Below are 23,346 nucleotides of genomic sequence, written 5' to 3'. Positions count from 1 at the left end.
CCCCTCAACCCCCGTGGCTGTGGGCGGGATCGTTGCGCCCAAAACGGGCGCGTAGTCGCAACGATCACGCCCACAACCACGGGGGTTACTCGCTGCGGAGTCCGGTCGGGCTCGTCAGGCGCCACAGGAGTGGGAGGCTGGCCGCCGTCGTCAGGAGCACCACGAGCGCGGCGGCCCCGGAGGTAACGCCCACACCCCGCCAGTCGAACGCGAGCGGGGCATCGACCGCAGCCTGTAGCGCCAGCGCCAGGATCAACCCGGTCACCACGGCCAGGGCCAACCCGAGCACCACCGGGATGGCCACCTGGAACAGCACCGACCCGCCAAGGGTCCTGCGCCGCGTGCCGACCGCGACGAGCACCGCGAGCAGCTGACGGCGCTCCCGGAGCTGCTCGATGACGTTGACCAGCATGCTCGCACCGATCAGCACCAGCAGGGCCACCATGCCGACCAGGAGCACCTGCCGCACGTTGCCCAGGATCGAGGTGATCCGTTCCTGTGCGATCGGCGAGGCGTAGGCGACCGGGTCGACCTGGGCCGCCGCGGTGCGCATGTGATCCAGCGCGTCCGGTACGGCGGGATCGAGCGTGACGTAGGCGGTCACCGACTCCGGGTCGACGTCGATCCCGTCCAGCGCCCCCGGCGTGACCAGGACCCGCGCGGGCGTGCCACCCATCGCGCTGACCCCGCCCGGCGACGGCTCCACGACCTCGGCCGACGCAGGCAGTGTCCACCGCGCGTCCCCTCCTCGCCCGGCGCCCAGCAGGTACGTGCTGCCGGCCTCCGGGGCGGTGGCGCCGGCCGGCACGACGACGAACACGTCGCCGTCATCGCACGAGCCGAGCCGGGCGTCCTGGGCCAGCACCTTGCACGTGCCGAAGTCGACGAGCAGCTCGTCGCCCGACACCGGCTGCCCCGCCTCCGACGGCGCCTTCCGCGCCCACACCGAGACCAGCGTCCCGACCCCCGCCACACCCTCGGCGCGGGACAGCTCACGTGCCCACGTCCCCGCGGAGTCCGTGTTCGGTTCGATGTCCAGCACCGCGGCCTGGAAGGTGCTCGTGTCGGCCTGCGTCTGGGCACTCAGCGTGCCGATCGCCCCGACCAGCCCCTGCAGGGCGATCAGCCCGGCGACCGACACGGCGATCCCGGAGACCGCCCGCACCGCGGTCCCGCTGTCGAGCTGCAGCCGACGCACCGCGAGATCCCACGCGACGCCGCCCCCGTGCATCCGGTGCACCGCCGCCTCGACCAGCCACGGCAGGATCAACGCGACGCCGAGCAGGACGAGGATCAGGCCCGCCACGACCATGACCTGGCTGCCCAGCGAGTCGTCGAGCCCACCCATCAGCGGGGTCAGCAGGGCCAGGCCCGCCACCGGGACGACCAGCCGCCACCAGAACCGCCGCCGGCGCTCGCTGCCGCGCCGGACGACGCCCAGCGGCTCGACCAGCACCTGCTTCAGCGCTGACAGCGTGACCAGCACCGTCGTCGCCGGGACCAGCACGACCGTCAGCGCCGCGAGCACCGGGACGGGGCGCAGGTCCTCCGGGAAGAAGCCCATGCCCGCGGGCACGGCGTAGCCTGCCACCCGCCCGATCGCAAGGAAGAGCAGGGTTCCGACGGCCAGTCCGCCCGCGGCGCCCGCGAGGGTCTCGCCCGCGGCGATCCGGCGGGTCATGCCGACGTCGGCCCCGACCAGCCGCAGCGCCGCGAGCCGACGGTCCCGGTTCTCGCTGCCGAACCGCACGGCAGTGCTGACGAAGACCGCGACGGGGAGCAGCAGTACGACCATGCCCACCAGGACGAGCAGCAGCAGCGTCGGGTCGAGGCCCTCGTCGAGCCCCTCGGCCCAGCCGAACGACTGGATCCGGTCGGCGGTGCCGGCGGTGAGCCGGTCGGTGCCCAGGTAGAACCTGAGCTCCTCGGGACCGGTCAGGCCCTCGTCCCCGATGGTGCCGACGATGCGGTCACCCCACCGGTCGCGCAGCGCGGCACCGGCGTCGGAGGCGAGCAGGTCGGCGAGGGCGGGGGAGACGACGAGGTCGCCCGGATCGAGCTGCCGGGTCACGCCCGGGGGGAGCGGGGCGTCGTCGTGCTCCGGTTGGAGCAGCAGCCCGACGATCGGGGCCTCGCGGAATGACGACCTGATCTCCTGGGTCAGGGCCGTCGGCTCGCCCGCGGTCAGTTCCTCGCCGGCGGCCACCGAGCGGGCGTCGGTGCGTGCCGTGCGAGCGTCGAGCACGGTGGGGACGCTGGCGGCGATCAGCAGCATCGTCACCCCCAGCCCCACGCCGACGGCGATCAGGGCGAGCCGCGCCCAGCCGGACCTGCCGCCGCCGACGCTCAGGCGCACGCCGAGGGTGAGGTCTGTCACCCACCGCGTCATCGGGCGTACTCCCTGGTCCGCACCCGGCCGTCGCGCACGACGGCCTCGTGGTCGGAGTACGCGGCGACGCGCGGCTCGTGCGTCACGAGGACGACGGCGGCGCCGGTGTCCCGCGCGGCCGCCACGAAGAGCTGCATGACCCGCTCGCCGTTCAGGGTGTCGAGGGCGCCCGTCGGCTCGTCCGCGAAGACGACGCGGGGCCGGGTCACGAGCGCGCGGGCGACCGCCACCCGCTGCCCCTGTCCGCCGGAGGCCTGGCCGGGACGCTTGTCCGCGACGTCGGACACCTCGAGCCGCTCCAGCCAGGCCGCGGCGCTACGCAGGGCCGCGCGGCGGGGCGCACCGCCCAGGCGCAGCGGCAGCGCAACGTTCTCGAGGCAGGTGAGCTCCGGGACGAGCTGGCCGAACTGGAAGACGAACCCGAACTCGCTGCGCCGCAGGGCGCTGCGCTCGTTGTCGTGCATCGCGGTCAGGTCACGCCCGGCGTAGGTCACGCGGCCCTGGTCGGGGTGGAGGATGCCGGCCAGGCAGTGCAGGAGGGTGGACTTGCCGGACCCGGACGGGCCCATGAGGGCGAGCACCTCCCCGGCGTGCACCTGGACGGACGCGGAGTCCAGTGCCGTGGTGGAGCCGAAGCTGAGCTCCAGGTTCTCGGCGACGAGCAGTGGTTCGGCGGCCATCGTGTCTCCAGGGTCGGGTCGCGCGGCGGGGGAGTCGGGGGAGCGGTGGGTGGGCGGCACGACGGCGGGCTACGCGCGGACCTGGGCGGCGAGCTGCTCGATGCGCGCCGCGGTGACCTCGAGCCAGCGGAGGTCGGCCTCCAGGTGGAACAGGGCGTGGTCGCAGATCAGCTGGTCGGCCAGGTCCCCGCCGTCCCTGCGCCGCGTGAGGTCGCGCATGAGGCGCAGGTGCTCGGCGCGCTGCGTGTCGAGCACGTCGGCGGCGTCGTGCCCGGTGAGCAGTGCGAGCACCACCTTCGTGTAGAGGGTGCTCTGCAGGTAGGGCTCGGGCTTCTCGGGCTGGGCGAGCCAGGCGCCGACGTCGGAGACGCCGGCGTCCGTGATCGCGTACTTCTTGCGCTCGGGGCCGGCGCCGGGCTCGGACTCGACCTCGACGAGGCCGTTCTTGAGCAGCCGCGCGAGCGTCGAGTAGACCTGCCCGTAGTGCAGGGGCCGGTCGTGCCCGAAGCGCTCGTCATAGGAGCGCTTCAGGTCGTAGCCGTGGCGCGGACCGGCTTCGAGCAGCCCCAGCAGTGCGTGTCCAACGGTCATGGCCGGAACTATACACACAGTGTATAGACGGCCCGCTCTCCTCGGTTGCGGGCGCGATCGTTGCGACTACGTGACCGTTATGGGCGCAATGATCGCGCCCACAACCAAGGGGAGGTGGCAGGGGTGGGCGGCGCGCGGCGGTAGAGTTGCGGGTTGGCGAACAGGAGATGGGTGATGGGGTTGCAGCACAACGAAGCTGGGGTGGCGGAGCGGTGACAGTCCTTACTTCTGACGCCCGTCCGGTACAGGTCGAGGCGGCGCGTCGGCGCAGCATCGCAGTGATCTCCCACCCCGACGCCGGTAAGTCGACCCTGACCGAGGCGCTGGCGCTGCACGCCCACGCGATCGACGAGGCCGGGGCGGTGCACGGCAAGGGCAACCGCGCCGGCGTCGTGTCGGACTGGCTCGAGATGGAGCAGAAGCGCGGCATCTCGATCACATCGGCGGCGCTGCAGTTCGCCTACGGCGACGTCGTGATCAACCTCCTGGACACCCCCGGGCACGCCGACTTCTCCGAGGACACCTACCGGGTCCTGACCGCCGTCGACGCCGCCGTCATGCTGCTCGACTCCGCGAAGGGCCTGGAGCCGCAGACCCTCAAGCTGTTCGAGGTGTGCCGACGCCGCGGCGTGCCGGTCATCACGTTCGTCAACAAGTGGGACCGCCCTGGGCGCGAGGCGCTGGAGCTGTGCGACGAGCTGGAGGAGCGCATCAACCTGCGCCCGACGCCGCTCACCTGGCCGATCGGCGAGGCCGGGCGCTTCCTCGGGCTGCTGGACCGGGTCAGCGGCGAGGTCCGCACCTACCGCCGCGCCCCGGGCGGCGCGTCGATCGCCGAGGAGAGTGTGCTCACCCCGCAGGCCGCGGCCGACGCCCTGGGCGACGACCACACCGAGGCGGTCGAGAGCGTCCAGCTCCTCGACGCCGTCGACCGCGAGTCCTTCCTCGCCGGTACGACGACGCCGATGCTGTTCGGCGCGGCGCTGGCCAACATCGGCGTCCGCCAGCTCCTGGACGCCGTCGTCGACCTCGCCCCAGCACCGGGCGCGCGGCCCGACGTCGACGGCGGGGACCGCGAGGTCGACAAGCCGTTCAGCGGGTTCGTGTTCAAGATGCAGGCCGGCATGGACCCGAACCACCGCGACCACGTGGCGTTCATCCGCGTGTGCTCGGGGCGCTTCGAGCGTGGGATGGTCGTGACCCACGAGCGGACGGGGCGGCCGTTCGCCACGAAGTACGCGCTCTCCGTCTTCGGCCGGGAGCGCTCGACGGTCGAGGACGCCTACCCCGGCGACGTCGTGGGCCTGGTCAACGCCAGCACGCTCGCCGTCGGCGACACCGTGTTCGACTCCGCGGGGCCGCGCGTGCGGTTCCCGCCGATGCCGGTGTTCGCTCCCGAGCACTTTGCGGCGGCCCGCGTGGCCGACCCGGGACGCTCCAAGCAGTTCCGCAAGGGCATCGCGCAGCTCGAGCAGGAGGGCGTGGTCCAGGTCCTGGTCTCCGAGGCGCGCGGTGACGGAAACCCGATCCTCGCGGCCGTCGGCCCGCTCCAGTTCGAGGTCGCGACCTTCCGGATGGAGCACGAGTTCTCCGCGCCGATCCGCATGGAGACGCTCGGCCTGTCGCTCGCCCGCGAGGCGGCGCCGTCGGACATCGACACGATCGCCGCGTACCCGGGCGTCGAGGTGGTGCGCCGCGGCGACGGCACCCCGCTGGTCCTGCTGCGCGACGTGTGGCACGCCCGGGCCTTCGAGCGTGCGCACCCGGGCGTCCCCCTGATCCCGCTCGTCGCCAGCGGGGTCTAGCCGCGTCGGGCAGGCGGACGGCGTCGGGCCTGGTCCCGGCGTCCGGCTCGCCCGTCCGCGCGCGAACTCCGCGGCGTGGTGCGACGATCGGGGTGTCCGGCGGTCGATCGACCAGAGGCGCGGCCATGCACGCACACGGCAAGACGCCGCTGGCCACGCTGGTCGGGCTGCCCGCCGTGGTCGGCGTCCTGGCAGCGCTCGCCGCCACGCTCTTCACCTCGCTGGTGCACGGCGCCGAGCAGCTGTTCTGGACGTGGCTCCCGAACGTGCTCGGGCTGGACGGCGTGCCCTGGTGGTGGGTGCTGCTGCTCCTGTTGCTCGGCGCGCTCGGTGTCGGCGGTGCGTCCCGCCTGCCGGGGCACGGCGGGCACCACCCCCTGGACGGCTTCGCCTTCGACATCACGGCGCACGAGCTGCCCTCGACGCTGCTGGCGGCGGCGTCCTCGCTGGTGTTCGGGGTGGTGCTCGGTCCGGAAGCCCCGCTGCTCGCGATCGGCACCAGCGTCGGCTTCGCGGTGCACCGCCGGCTCGGCACCGACCTGTCGCGCGTGCTCGTCATGGCTGCCGCGGCCGCGGCGCTCGGCGTCGTCCTGGGCAACCCCGTCGTCACCATGCTGCTCGTGCTCGAGGCGATGTTCCTCTCCGCCCGGCCACGCCCCGAGCAGCCGCTGTACCAGGTGGTCCCGATCCTCGCGGCGCTCGGCGCCGGCTACGTGGTGCGCATCGGCATCGACAGCTGGCCGGGCATCCACGTCCCCGAGCTGTCCATGGGCGACATCGGCACCTACCCGGTGCTCCACGTCGTGGACCTGTTCGCCGGGGTGGTCGTCGCAGCCGTGGCGGCGGGCCTGGTGGTCGCGGCCACGCGCGGTGGCGGCGCGATGCGGCGGCTGGCGGCCCGCGGCCCGTTCGTGGCGCTACTGGCGGGCGGCCTGACGATCGGCGTCCTCGCGGTGCTGGTCCGGGCGGGTACGGGCGCCGAGGTGAGCACCGTGCTGTTCTCGGGGCAGGAGTCGCTCTCCACGGTGACGGCGTCGACCGCGGCGGGCACGCTGCTGGTGGTGGTTGTTGCGAAGTCCGTCGCCTACTCCGTGAGCCTGGGCACCGGGTTCCACGGCGGGACCATCTTCCCGTCCGTGTTCATCGGCGCGACGGTCGGGGCAGCGGCCGCCCTGCTGGTCCCCGGGACGGCGCTGGCACCGCTGGCGGCCTGCGGCATCGCCGCTGCGGCGGCGGCCGCGGCCGGCATGCCGGTCACCGCGCTGGTCCTCGCCCTCCTGCTGTGCGTGAGCGCCGGGCCCGCCGTCACCGTTCCGGCGATCCTCGGGTCGCTGATGGGTACCCTCCTCAAGGGCTTCTTCGACGCCCGACGGCCCGCTGCGGTCCTCGACAGCGGAGTCCAGACCTCGTCGGAGCCGACCTGATCGGTCGGAGTCGGCCTGACGGCGCGTCACCGCGCCGGTCCCGGCTCGCGGCTGGCCGGAGCATTACGGTCTGAGCATGACGTCGCCCAGCTCGTCCGATACAGGCGGCCCTGGCAGCCCGGGCTCCGACGCGCCGACCGGTCCGGATGCGCCGACCGGTCCGGACGTGCCGACCGGTCCCGGACCGGCCTCGACGGATCAGCCGGTCCCGCCGCACGGCGCGTTCGACTCGCCGCGTCCGCCGCGTTGGCTGCCCCGGGCGCTGTTCATGGCAGTGGTGGCTGTGTTCGTCGGCATCTTCGCGTGGAACGCGATAGGGGCCCTGGAGGGGCTCTTCGTGAATGTGCTCATCGCGGTCTTCATCGCGCTGGCCCTCGAACCGGGCACGGTCTGGCTGGTGCGGCAGGGGTGGCGGCGAGGGCTGGCCGCCGCGGTCACGCTGCTCGGGTCGCTCGTCGTGGTCATCGTGCTCATGGCACTGTTCGGCAACCTGTTCGTGCAGCAGCTCATCGAGCTGGCGCGGTCCGTGCCCCGGCTCTACGTGGGCGTGCAGGCCTTTGTCGCCGAGCGCTTCGACATCGTCTTCCCCGACTCCGAGAACCTGCTGCGCCAGGCGCTGGACGAGTTCGGCGACGACGTCGCCTCCGGCGCCCTGCTGGTCGGCACCACCCTCGTGGGCGGGCTGCTCGCGACCCTGACGATCCTGCTCGTCGCCTACTACCTGCTGGCCGCGGGGCCCCGGTTCCGCGCCGCCGTCTGCGGCTGGCTGACGCCGGCGCGGCAGCAGGAGATGCTGTACCTGTGGGAGGTCACCCAGGGCAAGGTGTCCGACTACATCGGCTCCCGCGTGGTCCTGGCCGCGATCTCGACGGTGGTCACCTTCGCGTTCCTCGCGATCCTGCAGACGCCGTACGCGGTGCCGCTCGCCGTCTTCGTCGGTGTGGTGTCCCAGTTCGTGCCGACCATCGGCGCCTACCTCGGTGGTGCGCTGCCGGTCCTGGTGGCACTGACCGCGCAGGGGTGGCCCCAGGCGCTGGGCGTGCTCGGCTTCGTGATCGGCTACCAGCAGGTCGAGAACCTGTACCTGGCACCCAAGGTGTCGGCCCGGGCACTGGAGATGAACGCGGCGGTGAGCCTGCTGGCGGTGCTGCTGTTCGGCGCGGTCTTCGGGGTGCTCGGCGCATTCCTGGCGCTGCCCGTCGCCGCGACGATCCAGGCGGTGGCGACCACCTACTTCCGGCGGCACGAGCTCGTCGAGTCGCACATGCTGCGGGACCCGGAGGCCACGACGTAGGTGTGGTGCGCACCGGTGGTAGCGAACGCTCCGTGGCGAGTCCACGAACCAGGTGGTGCGAATCCACGAGCGGACGACGGGTTCGGCGTCTGACCGACCGCGCCTACGGGTGCGTCTTGGTGAGCTCGATGACCTCGTCGAGCCGGTCCAGGGCGGCCTGCAGGTCGTCGACCTTGGCCTGGATGCGGTCCCGCTCGGCGCGCAGCATGGCCCGCTGGGCGGCGTCGGTGTGCCCGGACTCGGTGCATGGCAGGAGCTCCGCGATGTTGCGGCTGGTCAGGCCGGCGGCGTACATCTGCTGGAAGAACCGCACCCGGCCGACGGCGTCGGGCGAGTAGAGCCGCTGGCCGGACGGGCTGCGCTCCGCCGTGAGCAGGCCCTCCTGCTCGTAGTAGCGCACGGCGCGCACCGAGACGCCGGCGCCGCGCGCCACCTCGCCGATGCGGATGAGCGGCTCGGTCGTGCTCTCAGTTACGGTCATGATGACGCCTCTCACTTGTGCGCTGCGGGCCAGCACTTGCCTCTGACGTCAACGTCAGGTTTTAGCGTACCCGGCATGGACATCAACAACTCCGTCGCCCTCGTCACCGGAGCCAACCGCGGCCTGGGCCGCGCCTTCGCCCAGCGGCTCCTCGAACGCGGCGCCCGCAAGGTCTACGCCACGGCCCGGCGGCCGGAGACCGTCGACCTGCCCGGCGTCGAGGTGCTGGCCCTCGACGTCACCGACCCGGCATCCGTCCGAGCCGCGGCCGCGGCGGCCCCCGACGTCTCGCTGCTCGTGAACAACGCGGGGATCGCGACGGGGACCGACCTCGTGACCGGTTCCCTGGACGCCGTCCGGCTCGAGCTGGAGACCAACACGCTCGGCCCCCTGGCGCTGATCCGGGAGCTCGCGCCGACCCTCGCCAGGAACGGCGGGGGCGCGATCGTGAACGTCCTCTCCGCGATGTCGTGGTTCGGGAGCAGCGGCGCCCACGCCTACCACCTGTCCAAGGGCGCCGGGTGGGCCATGACCAACAGCGTCCGCCTGGAGCTCGCCGGGCAGGGCACCCTCGTGACGGCCGTCCATCTCGGTCTGGCCGACACCGACATGGCAGCGGGCTGGCCCGCGGACCTCAAGATCGCCCCGTCGGACCTGGCCGACGCCGTGTTCGACGGCGTCGAGGCGGGCTCCGCCGAGGTGCTCGCCGACCGGTGGAGCCGCGACGTCAAGACGTGGCTGTCCCTGACACCGGAGGACTTCAACGCCGCGATGAACCGCGCCATGGCAGGCCTGACGACGGCGTCCCGCGAGTCGCGCTGACCTCGGTCGGTTGCCTTGAGATCCGGTCGATCAAATGACCGATCTCAAGGCACCTGACCGATGTCACGGACGCCCGGCCCGGCCGGGGGGCTTCCGGGCCGCGAGGCGCTCGACGATCCCCTTCGCGAACCGGTCGTGCCGCTCGATGTCGAGCCCGGCGGCCTGGACGTGCTTGATCGGGCGACGCCGGAAGTGCTCGTTCTCGACCCGCACGCTGTACAGCTCGACCATGGCCTGGAGGGCCCGGAGCCAGGCCGAGGTGCTGACCACGTGGTCGGCGAGCAGGAGCAGGCCGCCCGGCCGCAGGACGCGCACCATCTCGTCGACAGCGCCGCGGTCGTCGGGCACTGCGCACAGCCCGAAGGTGCAGACCACGGTGTCGAACGAGGCGTCGTCGAACTCGAGCCGCTGGGCGTCGCCGATCCGCAGGTCGACCGCGCGCCCCAGCTCGGCCGCACGCGTGCGGGCCAGATCGAGCATGGCCGGGCTCAGGTCCATCCCGGTCAGGGCGACCCGTTCGGGATACAGGCCGAGGTTGAGACCGGTCCCGACGGCGACCTCCAGCACCTGGCCCGTGGCCTGCCGGCACACCCAGGTCCGGGTGTCGCCGAACAACCGCTCGGCGCGACCCATCTTCTGGTCGTAGCCCGCCGACTGCCGGTCCCAGTGCCTGCGCAGCCGGTCCGGGCTCGGTGGTCTCGCCATGGTGCCCCGCTCAGAGTTCGGTGATATCGATGGGGCCACGGTAGTCGCGGCCGCTACCGGGCATGTGCGGCCGGTTCACCATGAGCGCGGGCGACGTCGCCGCCCTCGTCGTGGTCGACGCCGACCCGCTCACGCCGCAGCCCTACGAGCTGCTGGGCCCGCCCGTCGTGCAAGCTTGCGGCGATGGCCGCGACCCACAGCGCGACGGCGATCCAGGGCGATGCCGCGCCGAGGGCGTCGGCCGCGGTGCCGACCGGGTTCGAGATCCCGATGCGGTCGAGGAGCCAGCCCGTCGCGGCGACGGCGGTGATCGCGGACGCCGTGATGCGCAACGGCGTGTAGGCCCGGGTCCGCGCGAGCACCACGAGCGGCGGAAGCACTATCAGGACCACGACGAGCTGCATGATCTCGATGCCGAGGTTGAAGCCGAGCAGGCTCAGGCCGAGCTGCGTGCCGGACAGGTCGAGAGACGAGAGGGTCGTCGAGAAGGCCATCCCGTGCACGAGCCCGAAGACACCCGCCACGAGCGGCTCGCGCCCGGGAAACAGGGGGCGGACGGCGTGCGCGGCGGCGATGAGGATGCTCACGGCGATGAGCGCCTCGACGGGCTGCTGGGGGACGGGCAGGCCCAGCGTGCCGAGCGCGAGGGTGACGGAGTGCCCGATCGTGAAGGCGACGGTGATGGCCGTGATGCGGCGCACGGCCCGTCCGGTCGGCGCGACGTCCCGCAAGCGGCGTCCGACGGCCAGGAGCGGGGCGGGGAGGAGAAGCGTGAGGAGGAACAGCTGGTGGTCGGTTCCCTCGGCGATGTGCGAGACACCGAGCGTCAGCATTCCCGCGAAGCCCTGCCAGAGGCCGCCGTCGTCGAGATCGACTCGCAGGGGCGATACCTCGCCGCTGGCGGTGTCGAGGGTGATCGTGCCGAGATCGCGTGCCGACTCGACCTCTCCCGCCGCCCAGTCGCTGTGCAGGATGACGAAGATGTCGGCGGTGACCACCTGATGGATGATCGCGTCGTAGTCGAGGACGAAGCTGCGCAGCTGGTCGGGGTCAGCAGCGGTGAGCGTCGCGGTCGCGGTGACCGAGGGGAAGAGGCCCGTGCCCCACTGCTCGGTCTCGGACGAGGCGATGTCGCCGATCGTGACGTTCCACGCGTCGTCGTCCGACGAGACGTGGAAGTGGTCGCCCAGGTAGCCGGCGATCGCGTCTGCGGTCGACTCGTCGATCTCGCCCTCGGGGATCTTGATCCCGCTCGCGGTCGTCAGGTCTGAGGTCGGCAGCGTGACCGCAGCCGTGATGTCGTCCTCGTGCACGTCGAGCTCGATCGTCGTGGCGGGTACGACGTGCGCGGACGCCGGCGCGGCGGCCAGCAGGGGCGCCGCGCCCGCGATGAGGATCGCGAGCGCGGCGAGTGCGAGACGGCGCATGTCAGGAGGTCAGCCCGCCGTAGTCGCCGTCCTTGTCGCGCCACACCGCGTGCGGGTGCGCGCCCGAGAGGACTATGCCGTTCTGCATCGAGAACTCGATCCATACCGAGGGCCCGTCGATCCGGATGTAGTCGCCGGCCGACTCCATGGCGGTGTCGCCCGAGTAGGCGATGTAGGTCTCGTCCAGCTCGCTCTCGTACTTGGCGAGGATCGTCGCGGCGTTCTCGTCGTCGATGTCTCCCACGTACGTGTTGATCGCGGCGAGCACGAGCTCCTTCTGCTCGTCGCTCAGCTCCGCGCCCACGAGCCCCTCGGATGTCTCGGGGAACGCCCAGTCCTCGCCGGGGCCGAGCAGGATGTCGCCGTACGAGGAGCTGAGCTCCGCGGTGGAGAGCTGGTCGCTGTCGAGGGCGGCGAGCAGGGCGGCGAACGCCGCGCGCTCCTGCTGCTCGGGCTGCACGGTCTCGCCGTCCACCTCGACGGTGTCCATCGGCTCGATGCCACGGAACGACGGCGTCGCGCCGGCGAGCGCACCGTCGGTGTAGGTGTTCGCGACGGCGAGGTGGTGCCCGCCGAACTGCAGCTCCCACGTGCCGGAGTCGGACGGGGTGCCGAGGAACGCGATGAAGTACTGCCCGCGGCCGTAGTCGTCGCCCCCGCCGTTGTCGGCGAGGTAGTCGTCGGCGGCGAGGTGCTGCATGATCTCGTCGAAGCCTTCGTTCTCGGCCGTTCCGGTGGCGGCCGCCAGCAGGTCCTCGAGGGCCGTCCACTGCTCGTCCGAGAGCGAGTCGGTCTGCAGGCCGACCCGGCCGGTGCCGCTGCCCCCGCCAGGCCCTCCGCCCGCGACGAGCGCGTTGGGCAGGTTCGACCAGTTGGCGGCGTTGTCGAACGTGTACTCCTGGTTCAGCTCGGTGAGCTGGTCGTCGGAGAGCGTCGCGGCGAACGCCTCGGCGAGCGCGACGACGCTGTCGGACGACGCCGCCTCCGTCGAGGAGGCCGATGCCGACGCCGAGGCTGATGCCGATGCCGACGTCGACGACTCGGAAGTGGCGGTGCCGTCGTCAGCGCTCGAACAGCTCGCGAGCGCGAGGACCAGTGCTGTGGCTGATGCGACGGTGATCGAGGCGCGGGTCGTCCGCCGGGGCGACAGGCGGCGAGGCGGCGTTGCTCCTCGAAAGTTGAGCTGCGGGTTCATCGTCGTGGTGTCCTTACGTTGTGTTTGCCGTGTCCCAGCTTCCGGTTCGGCCCGGAACGGTCTGTATGTCCGGGTCAACCACGTAGGTCCTAGTCCAGCGCGCATCCCTGGGGCAGCCTGGGGAATTGGCTGGTTCTTTCCTATGCATGAGAACGGCTCCCCCCGTGGGCCTCGCCATCCGTGGGCCTGGGTGCCGCCAGACGTCAGTTTCCATGAGCGCGGGCGAATTTTCGCGCCGGCGGGCAGACGGCGTCCCCCGTCACCTCTCGGTTCGGGACAGCACGAGGGCCGCACCATTGGGTGCGGCCCTCGTGTCGGGACGGGTGTCGTGCCTTGTCTACCCCGGGACTGGCGGTGGCTCAGCCGACGCGGATGAACGTCGGGCCGGACTGCCAGATGCTCGTGTACCGGACGCTCTTGCCCGGGACCGGGGCCTCGATCTGCATGCCGTCGCCGGCGTAGATCGCGATGTGCCCGGGAGTCCAGATCATGTCGCCCGGCTGTGCCTCGGACCAGGGCACCACGGTCCCGGCATAGCGCTGCGCGGACGAGGTGCGCGGCAGGTCGATCCCGACCTGGGCGTAGACGTACGACGTGAACCCGGAGCAGTCGAAACCGGACGGGGTCGTGCCGCCCCAGACGTACGGCACGCCGAGGTACCGCATGGCGATCGACACCACCGACGCACCTCGTTCCGCGGCTGCTTCCGCAGCGGCCTCGGCGGCACGCTCCGCCTGGTACTCCTCGTTCTCGGCGGCGGAGACGACGGAGACGGTCGACGTCTCGACCTTCAGCTCCGCGTCCGTGGCGACGGACACCATGGGCGCGGCGGCGACCGACTCCCGGGCCTGCGCGGTCAGGGCGTTCAGGTCGGCCGAGTTGAGTGCGCCCTTGACGGGGCTGCCGCCCAGCGACGTGCTGATCTCCGTGGCGGGTGCAGCCTGGGCGGGCGGCGCGATCAGGGACAGCAGGACGCCGGAACCTGCTGCCGCGACCACTGCGCCGCGACCGGCCATCGCGCCGGCCTGCTCGGTGGCGGCACGGGCGACCTCGGCCAGGACGGGGCGGTGCGCTGCCCGGTGGCGGCCACGTCCACGCGGGGTTGTGGTGGGGTTGAAGCTGGGATCCATGAAGGCTGGGGACCTTTCAGATCGGGCGAAAGCGAAATGTCAGGCTTGCGGCTGGCCCAACACTAGCGGAGCAAACCACTCACCGGGACCCCCCCGGGCTAGGCGCACCTGGAGCACGGTCTGCGCCGGCGGGTCTCACCCGTCCTCGATCAAGAGCTCGACGACGACGGACGTGGTCCCGTTCCCGCGGACGATGCGGGTGGTTCCGCCGTGTGCCGCGACGATCTCCATGACGATGGCCAGGCCGAGCCCAGCGGACGCGTGGGAGCTCACGAAGCGGTCGAACGGGTCATCGACGGTGAAGCCCTCGCCGTGGTCGGTGACGGTCAGCCGCGCGTGGCTGCCGTCGCGGCGCACGTCGATCTCGACCGGTGGGGCACCGTGCCGCAGGGCGTTGTCGACCAGGTTGGACACGGCCTGGTCGAGCCGGTTCCGGTCCGCGTGCACGACGACGGCGGTGCCCGTGGTCGTTCGGATCGGTGCGGGCGCCGAGGCCGAGAAGCGGTCGGCGACGTCCCGGGCCAGGTCGCGCAGGTCGACGGGTTCGCGGACCAGGGCCAGCCGGCCCTCGTCGGCCGCGGCGAGCGTGAGCAGGCTTTCCGCCAGCAGCGTCAGGCGCGTGGTCTCCTGGCCGATCGAGCGGAGCGCCGTCGACAGCTCCTCGGGCGAGCGCGGGCGCGCCAGGGCCAGGTCGACCTCGGTGCGGAGGAGGGCCAGGGGAGTGCGTAGCTCGTGGCTGGCCTCGGCGACGAAGCGGCGTTGCCGGCGCAGACCGTCGTCGAGCCGGTCGAGCATCGCGTTCAGGGTCACCACGAGACGGCGCAGCTCGTCGCGGGCGGGTGGTACGGGCAAGCGCTCGCCCGAGCTGCGGTCGGAGATGCGTGCGGCGCGTTCCCGGACCCGCTCGATCGGCCGGAGCCCGGCCCCGGCCACGAGGTAGCCCAGGGCTCCGGCCACCACGAGAGCCAGCGGCACGCCGGTCACGAGCTGCCCGCGCACGGCGTCCAGCGCCTCGTCGGTGTCCTCGCGCGAGGTGGCCACGGCGACGAGCTGCTGGTCGGCGTGGGTCACCAGCAGCGTCACCGCCTCGTGCTCCACCCGTCGGTCGCCGGTGGCGGCCGCGTCGTCGTCGAGGACGGGGACGACCCTTTCGGCGGACCAGGACCCGCGCGGCGGGAGCGCCGCGAGGTCGGCGGCTGATACCAGCAAGCCTGCGACCAGGGGCGACGCCGCCGTCGGCCGACCGTCCTCGTCGAGGAGCTGGGCATGGACGTCGCCCGTCATGACCTCCACGCGCGCCATGCGCTCGGCCGGGGGCGCCGCGGCGAGCCCTTCCGCCTCCGCCTCGAGCAGGTCGTGGGTCCGCTGCTCCAGCGCCTCGGCCACGCGGACCTGGACGAACACGCCCAGGAGCGTCAGGGCCAGCGCCGCGGCCAGGAGGAACGCCGCCGCCACCCGCACGCGCAGGGGCCAGACGGCGGGGCGCACGAGCCGTGCCCAGGGCGGGAGCCGGTCAGCCATCGCCGTCCGCCGCAGCCTGGGCCCGGCCGGCCGCGTGGTCGTTCGCGCCGTCGTCCGTGTGGCCGTCCGCGTGGCCGGCGGTGATGCGGTACCCGACCCCGCGGACCGTCTCGATAGAGCGCTCGTGGTAGGGCCGGTCGACCTTCTCCCGGAGGTAGCGGACGTACACGTCGACCACGTTCGACGCCACGTCGCTGTCCCAGCCCCAGGCGTGCTCCAGCAGCTCGTCGCGGGTCAGGGCGCGTCCGGGGCGCCGCATGAACGCCTCCAGCAGCGCGAACTCGCGCGCCGACAGCGTGACCTCCCGATGCGCGCGCCAGACCCGCCTTGACGCGGGGTCCAGCCTCAGGTCCCCGACCGTGAGCACGGTCGGGCGGGGGACCTCGCCTCGACGGGCGACGGCGCGCATCCGGGCGAGCAGCTCGTCGAAGGCGAACGGCTTGGCCAGGTAGTCGTCGGCGCCCGCGTCCAGCCCCGCGATCCGATCGACCACCGCTGTGCGCGCGGTCAGCATGACGACCGGGGTCCACACCCGCGCCGCGCGCAGCCGGCGACAGGTCTCGAACCCGTCCATGCCGGGCAGCCGCACGTCCAGGAGCACCACGTCGTACGCGCCGTCGGCCGCCACGGCCAAGGCCTCCTCGCCGGAGCCGACGACGTCGGCGACATGGCCGTGCTCCGTCAGGCCCCGCGCGACCAGCCGGGCCAGCTTCGCCTCGTCCTCGACCAGCAGCGCTCGCACCCTCCTCATGCTACGGACGCGGGATGAGGAGGCGATGAGAACTCCCGCCGGCGCCCTGCGCGCGGCCTACCGTCGACACCATGAGCACTCAACGACACCCCAGGAAGATCGCCGCCGCGATCGGCGGCGCCGCACTGGCCACCGGCGCGATCACCGGCGTGGCGTTCGCCGCAACAGGAGGCGACGAGCGTGACGACCCGGCAGAGACCGAGCGGGCCATCCCGGCCGACGACCTCGACCGGGCCGCCGCGGCAGCTCTGGCCGAGACCGGCGGCGGCACCGTTACCGAGACCGAGGTCGACGACGAAGAGAGCAAGTACGAGGTCGAGGTCACCCTCGACGACGGCACCCAGGTCGACGTCCAGCTCGACGAGAGCTTCGTCGTGGTCGGCACGGAGACCGACGGCCGGGCAGACGCAGCGGACGAGGGCTGACCGATGGCGCCCGGTCGGCGACCATCGCGCAGGGGGCCGGTGGCGCTCGGCCTGCTCGGGGTGCTCGTCCTGGCCGCCGGCTGCGGGCCGGACGAGGGGATGTCGAGCACACCGAGCGCGCCGGCGACGGCCGATGCCGGCCTCCCGCGGTCCGGCGAGCCGGCTGACCTCGACCCCGCCGACTTCACGACCGAGATCGACAACACGTACTGGCCGATGGACCCGGGGACGCGGTGGGTCTACCGGGAGACCGATGAGGAGGGCCAGGAGCTGCGTGTGGTCGTGACCGCCACGAGCGTGACCAAGGAGGTCGCCAACGGGGTCACGGCGCGCGTCGTCCGGGACACCGTCAGCCAGGACGGCGAGGTCGTGGAGGACACCTTCGACTGGTACGCGCAGGACTCCGCCGGCACGATCTGGTACCTGGGCGAGGACACCGCCGAGTTCGAGGACGGCCAGGTCACGACGAAGGCGGGCTCCTTCGAGGCCGGGGTGGACGGCGCCCTGGCGGGAGTCATCATGCCGGGCGAACCCGCCGTCGGGCAGGCCTACCGGCAGGAGTACCTCGCCGGCGAGGCGGAGGACAACGGCGAGGTGCTCAGCCTCGACGAGCAGGCCGAGGTCCCGGCCGGACACTTCGACCACGCGCTGCTGACCAAGGACACGATCACCATCGAGCCCGACGTGCTCGAGTACAAGCTCTACGCTCCCGGCGTCGGCCTGGTGCTCGCCCTCGGCGTCTCCGGAGGCGGAGGCCGGGAGGAGCTCGTGGAGGTCAGCACCGTGCCTGCGGACACGGCCCGGGCGGCGGGCACCACCCCGCTGGGCGAGGAGTACGACTGACGCTCCGCCGGCCCGTGGCGGGCCCCGGGATCTGGCCGAACGGGCCGGCGCACCTGACGGAGGCATGCGCCGACCGCTGGGGAGAACGTGAGGGGCGGGCTCGCGCCCGCCCCTCACGCCCGGCCGTCAGCCGACGCGGATGAACGTCGGGTTGGACTGCCAGATGCTGCTGTACCGGACGGTCTGGCCAGGGACCGGGGCCTCGATCTGCATGCCGTCACCGACGTAGATGGCGATGTGCCCGGGTGACCAGATCATGTCGCCCGGCTGCGCCTGCGACCACGGTACGACCGTGCCGGCGTACCGCTGCTCGGACGAGGTGCGCGGCAGGTCGATCCCGACCTGGGCGTAGACGTACGAAGTGAACCCGGAGCAGTCGAACCCGGCAGGGGTCGACCCGCCCCACACGTACGGCACCCCGAGGTACCGCATCGCTATCGACACGACGGCGGAGCCCTTGGCCGAGTCCGGGATCTCGATCGCCGCTGCCGCATCCGCTGCTGCCTCCGCCGCGGCTTCGGCGGCCTCTGCCTCGGCCTCCGCCGCGAGCTCTGCCTGGTACTCGTCGTTCTCCTCTGCGGAGACCACGGAGACGGCCGACGTCTCGACCTTCAGCTCCGCGTCGGCGGCGACGGTCACCATGGGCGCGGCGGCGACCGACTCCCGGGCCTGCGCGGCCAGGGCGTTCAGGTCGGCCGAGTTGAGCGCACCCTTGACCGGACTGCCGCCCAGGGCCGTGCTGAGCTCCGTGGCCGGTGCGGCCTGGGCGGGGGCGGCGACCAGGGACAGCAGCAGGCCGGAGCCGGCCGCCGCGACCATCGCGCCGCGACCCGCGATGGCGCCGGCCTGTTCGGTGGCGGCTCGGGCGACGTCGGCCAGGGCCGGGCGGTGCGCCCGGTGCCGGCCACGTCCACGCTGGGGCGTGGTCGGGTTGAAGTTGGGATCCATGAAAGCTGGGACCTTTCTGATCGGAGTAGGACCACACACGCGTCCCGTTCGGGGCGCGCCGAGACCGTCGACACGACGTGGTGTCGACGGGTGTGGTCGGTCTACGTCCGGGAGATCCCCAGGGCGTGCAGCGACGGTGCGGCCGCGACGGCCACGCTGGAGGCCGTCCGGTGGTCCCGGTGCACCGTGACCGGCGCGAGCCGCTGCACGGCCGGTTCCGGCAGGGCGGCCAGGACCAGGGACGGCGGCAGGACCGGGTCGCACTGCACCGCCGCCGAGTGGCGGTCGGAGCAGCCGTGAGAGGCGCCGCCGAGAGGTTCGGGGACTACCTCGACGGCCGCATCCTGGGTGTTCGCGACGCCTTGCGCTGCGAGCACCTCGCCGCCGTCGTGCGCCTGTGCGCTGGTGTGCGGGTCCAGATGGAAGCTGCACAGGGCGTGCACCGTGACGGCGGCGAGCACGAGAAGCATTACCGTCAGGACGCTCACCGAACCGCGCCGAGGACCGGCGAGGAACGGGTGAAGGCGACGTGTCAGGCTCATAGCGGGGCCAACACTAGCGGAGCGGGCGCCGGAGATCATCGACCGGCCCGGACCGCGCACGCGATCAGCCGCGGCCTTCGTGGTGATCGTGGTCGTCGTGGTGGTGGTCGTGCTCGACCTCGATCTCCCCGGTCAGGGCGGCCACGGGCACTGCACAGGAGTCGCCCTTCCAAGCCTCGACGCCCTCCTTGATCGCGAAGCCGGCGATCACCAGGGCCGCTGTCGAGTCGGCCCAGGCCCAGCCGAGCAGGCTGTTGAGCAGCAGCCCGACCAGCAGGGCGGCGGACAGGTAGGTGCAGATCAGGGTCTGCTTGGAGTCGGCGACGGCGCTGGCGGAGCCGAGCTCCCGGCCGGTCCGGCGCTCGAACCAGCTCAGGAACGGCATCACCACCAGGCTGACCGCGGCCAGGACGATCCCGACCGGGCTGTGCTCCGGTTCGCGCAGACCGGCCAGCGAGAGCGCGGCGTCGACGGTGACGTAGGCCGCCAGGCCGAAGAAGGAGACGGCGATGATCCGCAACGCGGTCTTCTCCCGGGCCTCGGGGTCCGGGGCGGCGAACTGCCAGGCGACGGCTGCCGCGGAGAGCACCTCGACTATCGAGTCCAGCCCGAAGCCGACAAGGGCGGCGGAGGACGCGACGCTGCCCGCGGCGAGAGCGATGATCGCCTCGACGACGTTGTAGCTGATGGTGATCGCGACGACCCAGCGGATGCGCCGCCGCAGCACCAGCACCCGCTCGGGCGCGAGCGCGGCGCTCATCCGATCGACCCCGGGCCGCAGCACAGCGGGACGTCGCAGTTCTCGTCAGTGCACGGCGCGCCGTCGTCGACCGCGAGCACCACGTCCACGAGCGCTCCGATCGCCCGGGTCAGGTGCGGGTCGGCGATCTCGTAACGCGTCTGCCGACCCTCGGGCGTGGCGACGACGATCCCGCAGCCGCGCAGGCAGGCGAGGTGGTTGGACACGTTCGTCCGGGTCAGGTCGAGGTCGCGGGCCAGCCGCGCCGGGTAGCCCGGTTCCTCGGTCAGGCTCAGCAGGATCCGGGAGCGGGTCGGATCGGCCATCGCCCGGCCGAGCCGGTTCATCACGTCCAGCCGCGAGGCAAGGGTCAGCATGCGCTGACCATACAGTATGTGCTGACCTATTGGTACCAGGCCCGTGCTCAGGTGCGTCTAGCATCGCCCCCGTCATGACCGCCTCGCCCCGTCCTGGAACGAGCGCGTCCGCCGTGCGGTACGCGCTCGTCGTGCTGCTGCTCGCGCTCGGCGTGCTGCTGGGCACCACCGTCCCCGGCCACGCGACCGACGGGCCCGTCGCGTCGATGACGGAGCACCACGCCACGGCGGCGGCCGACGACAGGATCATCGCGGCAGTGACCGACCATCCCGGCCACGGCGCGGAGGCGATCGGCCTCCTGTGCCTGTGCGCGCTGCTGGTCACCGGGATCGTCCTCGCCACCCGAGGGGCAGCGACGTACCGCGTGGGCCCACCGGCCATGGCTCTCGCGGGGGACCGCCCGGCAGGTGCGCGGACGCTCGTGCGCGCGCTGCCGCGCGATCCCGTCCTCTGGGGAGTCAGCCGCACGTAGGCCGGCCGGCAGCCGGGTGGCCGACGTCGTCCGCCCGCACGCACCCGGTCCGTCGTCTCGCGACGGCGTGGCCGCGCCATGCCCTGCCTTCGTTCCGCCTTCCCGCAACCCGCAGAGGAACCCCATGACCACCCAGCGCACTACCCAGCGCCTGCTCCGAATCGTGCTCCTGGCCGGAGTGCTCGCCCTGATCGCACTCCTGGTCACGTTCATCCTGACCAGCCCCGAAAGGCAGTCCGCCGACGCCGAGGTCGTGCGCGAGGACAGCCACGTCCTGAACCAGGCCGCCGACGAGAAGGCGGTCCTCGTCGAGTTCCTCGACTTCGAGTGCGAGGTGTGCCGCGCCTACTACCCGACGGTCGAGCAGCTCCGCGCGGAGCACGGCGACGACCTCACGCTCGTGCTGCGCTACTTCCCGATCCCGGGGCACACCAACTCCACCAACGCCGCCGTCGCGGTCGAGGCCGCCGCCGCGCAGGGACAGCTCGAGCCCATGTACCAGCGGATGTACGAGACGCAGGCCGAGTGGGGCGAGGCGCAGGACTCCAGGGCGGACGTGTTCCGCGGGTTCGCGCAGGAGCTCGGGCTCGACCTGGACCAGTACGACGACGCCGTCGCCGACCCCGCCACCACCGCACGGGTCCAGCGCGACTTCGACGAGGGCCGAGCGCTCGGTGTGAGCGGCACGCCGACGTTCTTCCTCGACGGCGAGCGGCTCGAGGTCGAGACCCCCGACGGCCTCACGCAGGCCGTCGAGGGGGCGCTCGGCGAGTGAGCCGCGCCGGGACCGGTGAGGCGGGTCGAGGGCCGGCCCGGCGCGGGTCGGCTACTGCGGGACGCTCCAGACCTGGGTCCAGAGCCCGTTGCAGTCGTAGATCTGCAGGTCGGTGCCGTCGGCGGTGTTGCCATCGGGGAGGTCCAGGCAGCGGCCGGACTGCGGGTTGAGCAGCGAACCGTCCGCGCGGGCGCGCCACTGCTGCGCCCCGGAGCCGTTGCACTCCCAGAGCTGGACCTTGGTGTGGTTGGCGGTGCCGTTGGCGTCCACGTCGAGGCACTTCCCGAACGAGCGGAGGGTGCCGTCCGTGCTGACGGACCACGTCTGGCCGGTCGCGGTGCCGCACGCCCAGAGCTGGGCGGCGTTCCCGTTCGCCGCCGTGTTGGTGTCGACGTCGAGGCACTTGCCGCCCGGGGCGCCGACAGGTCCGGTCGGTCCGGGGAGCGAGCCGATCCCGAACCGCACCTCGCACTGGTTCCCGGTGCCGAGCCACGTCGCGGCGAGGTAGAGGAAGGTGGTCCCGTCCTCGCGGGGGATCGCCGGGGTGGAGTAGCCGGGGCACGAGGGCACGCCTGTGGCGTACCCGCCGGTCGGGTTCACGGTGACCGGGGTCGCCGCCTCGGTCCACGGGCCGGTGCCGAGCGCGGTGTTGGCGAACAGCACCGTCCCCGACTCCGCCAGGACGGTCTTGTTCCCGGTGGGCCCGGCGACGACGCGCTGCCCGGACAGCAGGACCGTCCCGTTCGGACCGCCGCCGGGGATCCAGGAGATGAACGGCGTGTGCAGCAGCTCGCGCGCGTCGGCGGTGCGGACCAGCGTTCCCGCGTCGCCGGCCGGTCCCCAGTCGGACCCGTTGGCGCTGCGTTTGATGTAGACCTCGCAGGCGTGGTCGGGATCGGTGGCGTCCCGGCACATCTCGTACGACATCAGGTGGTCGCCGTCGGGCAGCGCGGCGAAGGTCTGCATCCCCGGACGGCGCAGGTTGTCGGCCGGGAAGGAGACGTCGACGGTCATGGACGAGCTCCACGTCCGCCCGCCGTCGGACGACGTGTAGTGGCCGATCACCTGGTTGTTGGTCGGGCTGTTCGCGGGGCGCTCGTCCGAGATGAAGCAGGCGAGGCGGTCGTCCTCGGTGACCAGGAAGACCGGCTCCCAGATGCCGTGCCCCCACGTGTCGGGCTGGCCCGAGGTCTGCGTGCACATCGACAGGTACTGCCAGGTCGACCCGCGGTCCGTGGAGCGGAAGACCTCGACCTTCTGCGTGCTGTAGTCGCCGACCTGCCACGCGGTGCCCGCGGCGAGGATGTCGCCGGCGGCAAGGCCGCTGATGTTGCGGGGCACCTCGTAGAGGGTGGGCGCCTCGATGTCCCAGCCGGGCGTGTTCGAGCTGATGGTGGACACGGGGGACCACGAGGTGCCGCCGTTGGTGCTCCGGTAGACGGGCAGCGTCGCGGGGGAGCCGGTGCCGCCCCGGGCGAACGTGGCGAGCATCGTCTGGTTGCTGCTCTGGTCGTGGTCGAGCCGGATCGCGCGGGGGTACCCCGCGGTCCCGCTCGGGTGCTGGCCCAGGTCGGGGCTGTAGAGCACTGTGCCGGGCAGGGCGGATGGGGCGAGCCCGTCGGACGGCGCCGCCGATGACGCGGCCGGACCCGCAGCGGACGAGCCGACGGCGGACGGCCTGACGGCGGGCGAGTCGACGGTGGGCGAGTCGACGGTGGGCGAGCCGACGGCGGGCGCGGCTGCCGTCGGTTCCGGTGCCGCCGTCGTGCCGGCGGGCGCCCCGGCGAGCGCGAACGCCGCGGCGAGGACGGCGGTCAGTGCGGCGGATCGCCGCGGGGTCATGAGGTGTCGAGACATGGTGCAGGACCTCCTTGTCGTGCAGGTGATGTCCGGGCTGTGGTGCGCTCCGTCCTTTTGCGGACGTTGCAAAACCAAACCTTGGCGCACTTGTGCACACGTTGCAAGGGGTGGCTGCCACCAACTTCTGAACCGAGCCATGTCCGCCGGTC

At 72.6% G+C, this 23,346-nt stretch carries 23 protein-coding genes; 8 read left to right on the top strand and 15 right to left on the bottom strand.

What is annotated here, in order from left to right:
- Positions 1 to 85: 85 nt before the first annotated feature.
- From C8K30_RS03140 to C8K30_RS03130, 3 genes are all read right to left on the bottom strand, one after another.
- Positions 86 to 2,389: an FtsX-like permease family protein gene (locus tag C8K30_RS03140; RefSeq protein ID WP_108491392.1), complete on the bottom strand. Its 2,304-nt coding sequence runs from the start codon at positions 2,387 to 2,389 to the stop codon at positions 86 to 88.
- Positions 2,386 to 3,069: an ABC transporter ATP-binding protein gene (locus C8K30_RS03135; RefSeq protein ID WP_108491391.1), complete on the bottom strand. Its 684-nt coding sequence runs from the start codon at positions 3,067 to 3,069 to the stop codon at positions 2,386 to 2,388. The genes C8K30_RS03140 and C8K30_RS03135 overlap by 4 nt, the downstream gene beginning before the upstream one ends.
- Positions 3,070 to 3,138: 69 nt before the next feature.
- Entirely contained in the window at positions 3,139 to 3,660 is a 522-nt protein-coding gene (locus C8K30_RS03130) for a PadR family transcriptional regulator (RefSeq protein WP_108491390.1), read from the bottom strand.
- 212 nt (positions 3,661 to 3,872) lie between these two features.
- Here C8K30_RS03130 and C8K30_RS03125 point away from each other — a divergent pair, with 212 nt between their 5' ends.
- From C8K30_RS03125 to C8K30_RS03115, 3 genes are all read left to right on the top strand, one after another.
- Positions 3,873 to 5,465: a peptide chain release factor 3 gene (locus C8K30_RS03125; RefSeq protein WP_108491389.1), complete on the top strand. Its 1,593-nt coding sequence runs from the start codon at positions 3,873 to 3,875 to the stop codon at positions 5,463 to 5,465.
- A gap of 125 nt (positions 5,466 to 5,590) precedes the next feature.
- Positions 5,591 to 6,889 (top strand): chloride channel protein, encoded by a 1,299-nt coding sequence (locus C8K30_RS03120; RefSeq protein ID WP_108491388.1) that lies wholly within the window; start codon positions 5,591 to 5,593, stop codon positions 6,887 to 6,889.
- A 76-nt stretch (positions 6,890 to 6,965) separates the two neighbouring features.
- Positions 6,966 to 8,183 (top strand): AI-2E family transporter, encoded by a 1,218-nt coding sequence (locus tag C8K30_RS03115; RefSeq protein WP_108491387.1) that lies wholly within the window; start codon positions 6,966 to 6,968, stop codon positions 8,181 to 8,183.
- 103 nt (positions 8,184 to 8,286) lie between these two features.
- On the opposite strand, the gene C8K30_RS03110 is transcribed toward C8K30_RS03115, so the two are convergent.
- Entirely contained in the window at positions 8,287 to 8,664 is a 378-nt protein-coding gene (locus tag C8K30_RS03110; RefSeq protein WP_108491386.1) for a MerR family transcriptional regulator, read from the bottom strand.
- A gap of 75 nt (positions 8,665 to 8,739) precedes the next feature.
- On the opposite strand from C8K30_RS03110, the gene C8K30_RS03105 reads away from it, so the two are divergent.
- The gene (locus C8K30_RS03105; RefSeq protein ID WP_108491385.1) at positions 8,740 to 9,486 is read left to right on the top strand and encodes an SDR family oxidoreductase; all 747 of its coding nucleotides are present in this window, start codon (positions 8,740 to 8,742) and stop codon (positions 9,484 to 9,486) included.
- 63 nt (positions 9,487 to 9,549) lie between these two features.
- On the opposite strand, the gene C8K30_RS03100 is transcribed toward C8K30_RS03105, so the two are convergent.
- The 6 genes from C8K30_RS03100 to C8K30_RS03075 form a co-directional block, all read right to left on the bottom strand.
- A complete protein-coding gene (locus tag C8K30_RS03100) occupies positions 9,550 to 10,191 on the bottom strand; it encodes a class I SAM-dependent methyltransferase (protein ID WP_108491384.1) in 642 nt (213 codons plus the stop codon).
- Between the two features lie 53 nt (positions 10,192 to 10,244).
- Positions 10,245 to 11,618 (bottom strand): HupE/UreJ family protein, encoded by a 1,374-nt coding sequence (locus C8K30_RS03095; protein WP_108491383.1) that lies wholly within the window; start codon positions 11,616 to 11,618, stop codon positions 10,245 to 10,247.
- A 1-nt stretch (position 11,619) separates the two neighbouring features.
- Positions 11,620 to 12,813 carry a DUF3500 domain-containing protein gene (locus tag C8K30_RS03090; protein ID WP_108491382.1) on the bottom strand — a complete coding sequence of 398 codons (1,194 nt, stop codon included), beginning with the start codon at positions 12,811 to 12,813 and terminating at the stop codon, positions 11,620 to 11,622.
- A 359-nt stretch (positions 12,814 to 13,172) separates the two neighbouring features.
- Positions 13,173 to 13,943: a C40 family peptidase gene (locus C8K30_RS03085; RefSeq protein WP_108491381.1), complete on the bottom strand. Its 771-nt coding sequence runs from the start codon at positions 13,941 to 13,943 to the stop codon at positions 13,173 to 13,175.
- Positions 13,944 to 14,078: 135 nt separating this feature from the next.
- Positions 14,079 to 15,464: an ATP-binding protein gene (locus tag C8K30_RS03080; protein ID WP_108491380.1), complete on the bottom strand. Its 1,386-nt coding sequence runs from the start codon at positions 15,462 to 15,464 to the stop codon at positions 14,079 to 14,081.
- Positions 15,457 to 16,206, bottom strand: a complete 750-nt coding sequence (locus tag C8K30_RS03075; RefSeq protein ID WP_199230314.1) for a response regulator transcription factor — start codon at positions 16,204 to 16,206, stop codon at positions 15,457 to 15,459. The genes C8K30_RS03080 and C8K30_RS03075 overlap by 8 nt, the downstream gene beginning before the upstream one ends.
- An 80-nt stretch (positions 16,207 to 16,286) precedes the next feature.
- Here C8K30_RS03075 and C8K30_RS03070 point away from each other — a divergent pair, with 80 nt between their 5' ends.
- Both C8K30_RS03070 and C8K30_RS03065 read left to right on the top strand, forming a co-directional pair.
- Positions 16,287 to 16,640, top strand: a complete 354-nt coding sequence (locus C8K30_RS03070) for a PepSY domain-containing protein (RefSeq protein WP_108491378.1) — start codon at positions 16,287 to 16,289, stop codon at positions 16,638 to 16,640.
- 39 nt (positions 16,641 to 16,679) lie between these two features.
- Positions 16,680 to 17,483, top strand: a complete 804-nt coding sequence (locus C8K30_RS03065; RefSeq protein ID WP_233256945.1) for a hypothetical protein — start codon at positions 16,680 to 16,682, stop codon at positions 17,481 to 17,483.
- 126 nt (positions 17,484 to 17,609) lie between these two features.
- Here the strand turns inward: C8K30_RS03065 and C8K30_RS03060 are convergent, their stop codons facing one another.
- The 4 genes from C8K30_RS03060 to C8K30_RS03045 form a co-directional block, all read right to left on the bottom strand.
- Positions 17,610 to 18,431 carry a C40 family peptidase gene (locus C8K30_RS03060; RefSeq protein ID WP_108491376.1) on the bottom strand — a complete coding sequence of 274 codons (822 nt, stop codon included), beginning with the start codon at positions 18,429 to 18,431 and terminating at the stop codon, positions 17,610 to 17,612.
- Between the two features lie 101 nt (positions 18,432 to 18,532).
- Positions 18,533 to 18,973: a hypothetical protein gene (locus C8K30_RS03055; protein ID WP_146197309.1), complete on the bottom strand. Its 441-nt coding sequence runs from the start codon at positions 18,971 to 18,973 to the stop codon at positions 18,533 to 18,535.
- A 64-nt stretch (positions 18,974 to 19,037) separates the two neighbouring features.
- Entirely contained in the window at positions 19,038 to 19,733 is a 696-nt protein-coding gene (locus C8K30_RS03050; RefSeq protein ID WP_108491892.1) for a cation transporter, read from the bottom strand.
- The gene (locus tag C8K30_RS03045) at positions 19,730 to 20,089 is read right to left on the bottom strand and encodes a helix-turn-helix transcriptional regulator (protein ID WP_108491374.1); all 360 of its coding nucleotides are present in this window, start codon (positions 20,087 to 20,089) and stop codon (positions 19,730 to 19,732) included. Before C8K30_RS03045 ends, C8K30_RS03050 begins: the two co-directional genes overlap by 4 nt.
- Positions 20,090 to 20,163: 74 nt before the next feature.
- Here C8K30_RS03045 and C8K30_RS03040 point away from each other — a divergent pair, with 74 nt between their 5' ends.
- Complete coding sequence (locus tag C8K30_RS03040) at positions 20,164 to 20,562, top strand: hypothetical protein (protein WP_146197308.1); 399 nt, start codon at positions 20,164 to 20,166, stop codon at positions 20,560 to 20,562.
- Positions 20,563 to 20,686: 124 nt separating this feature from the next.
- Positions 20,687 to 21,337 (top strand): thioredoxin domain-containing protein, encoded by a 651-nt coding sequence (locus C8K30_RS03035; RefSeq protein ID WP_108491372.1) that lies wholly within the window; start codon positions 20,687 to 20,689, stop codon positions 21,335 to 21,337.
- Positions 21,338 to 21,388: 51 nt separating this feature from the next.
- On the opposite strand, the gene C8K30_RS03030 is transcribed toward C8K30_RS03035, so the two are convergent.
- Positions 21,389 to 23,194, bottom strand: a complete 1,806-nt coding sequence (locus C8K30_RS03030; protein WP_199230313.1) for a sialidase family protein — start codon at positions 23,192 to 23,194, stop codon at positions 21,389 to 21,391.
- Positions 23,195 to 23,346 lie beyond the last annotated feature (152 nt).

The sequence above is a fragment of the Promicromonospora sp. AC04 genome (genome assembly GCF_003058225.1).
Lineage (GTDB): Bacteria > Actinomycetota > Actinomycetes > Actinomycetales > Cellulomonadaceae > Promicromonospora.
The sequence above is the reverse complement of the archived record's forward strand: the minus strand, read 5'-3'. Positions and strand labels throughout refer to the sequence as shown.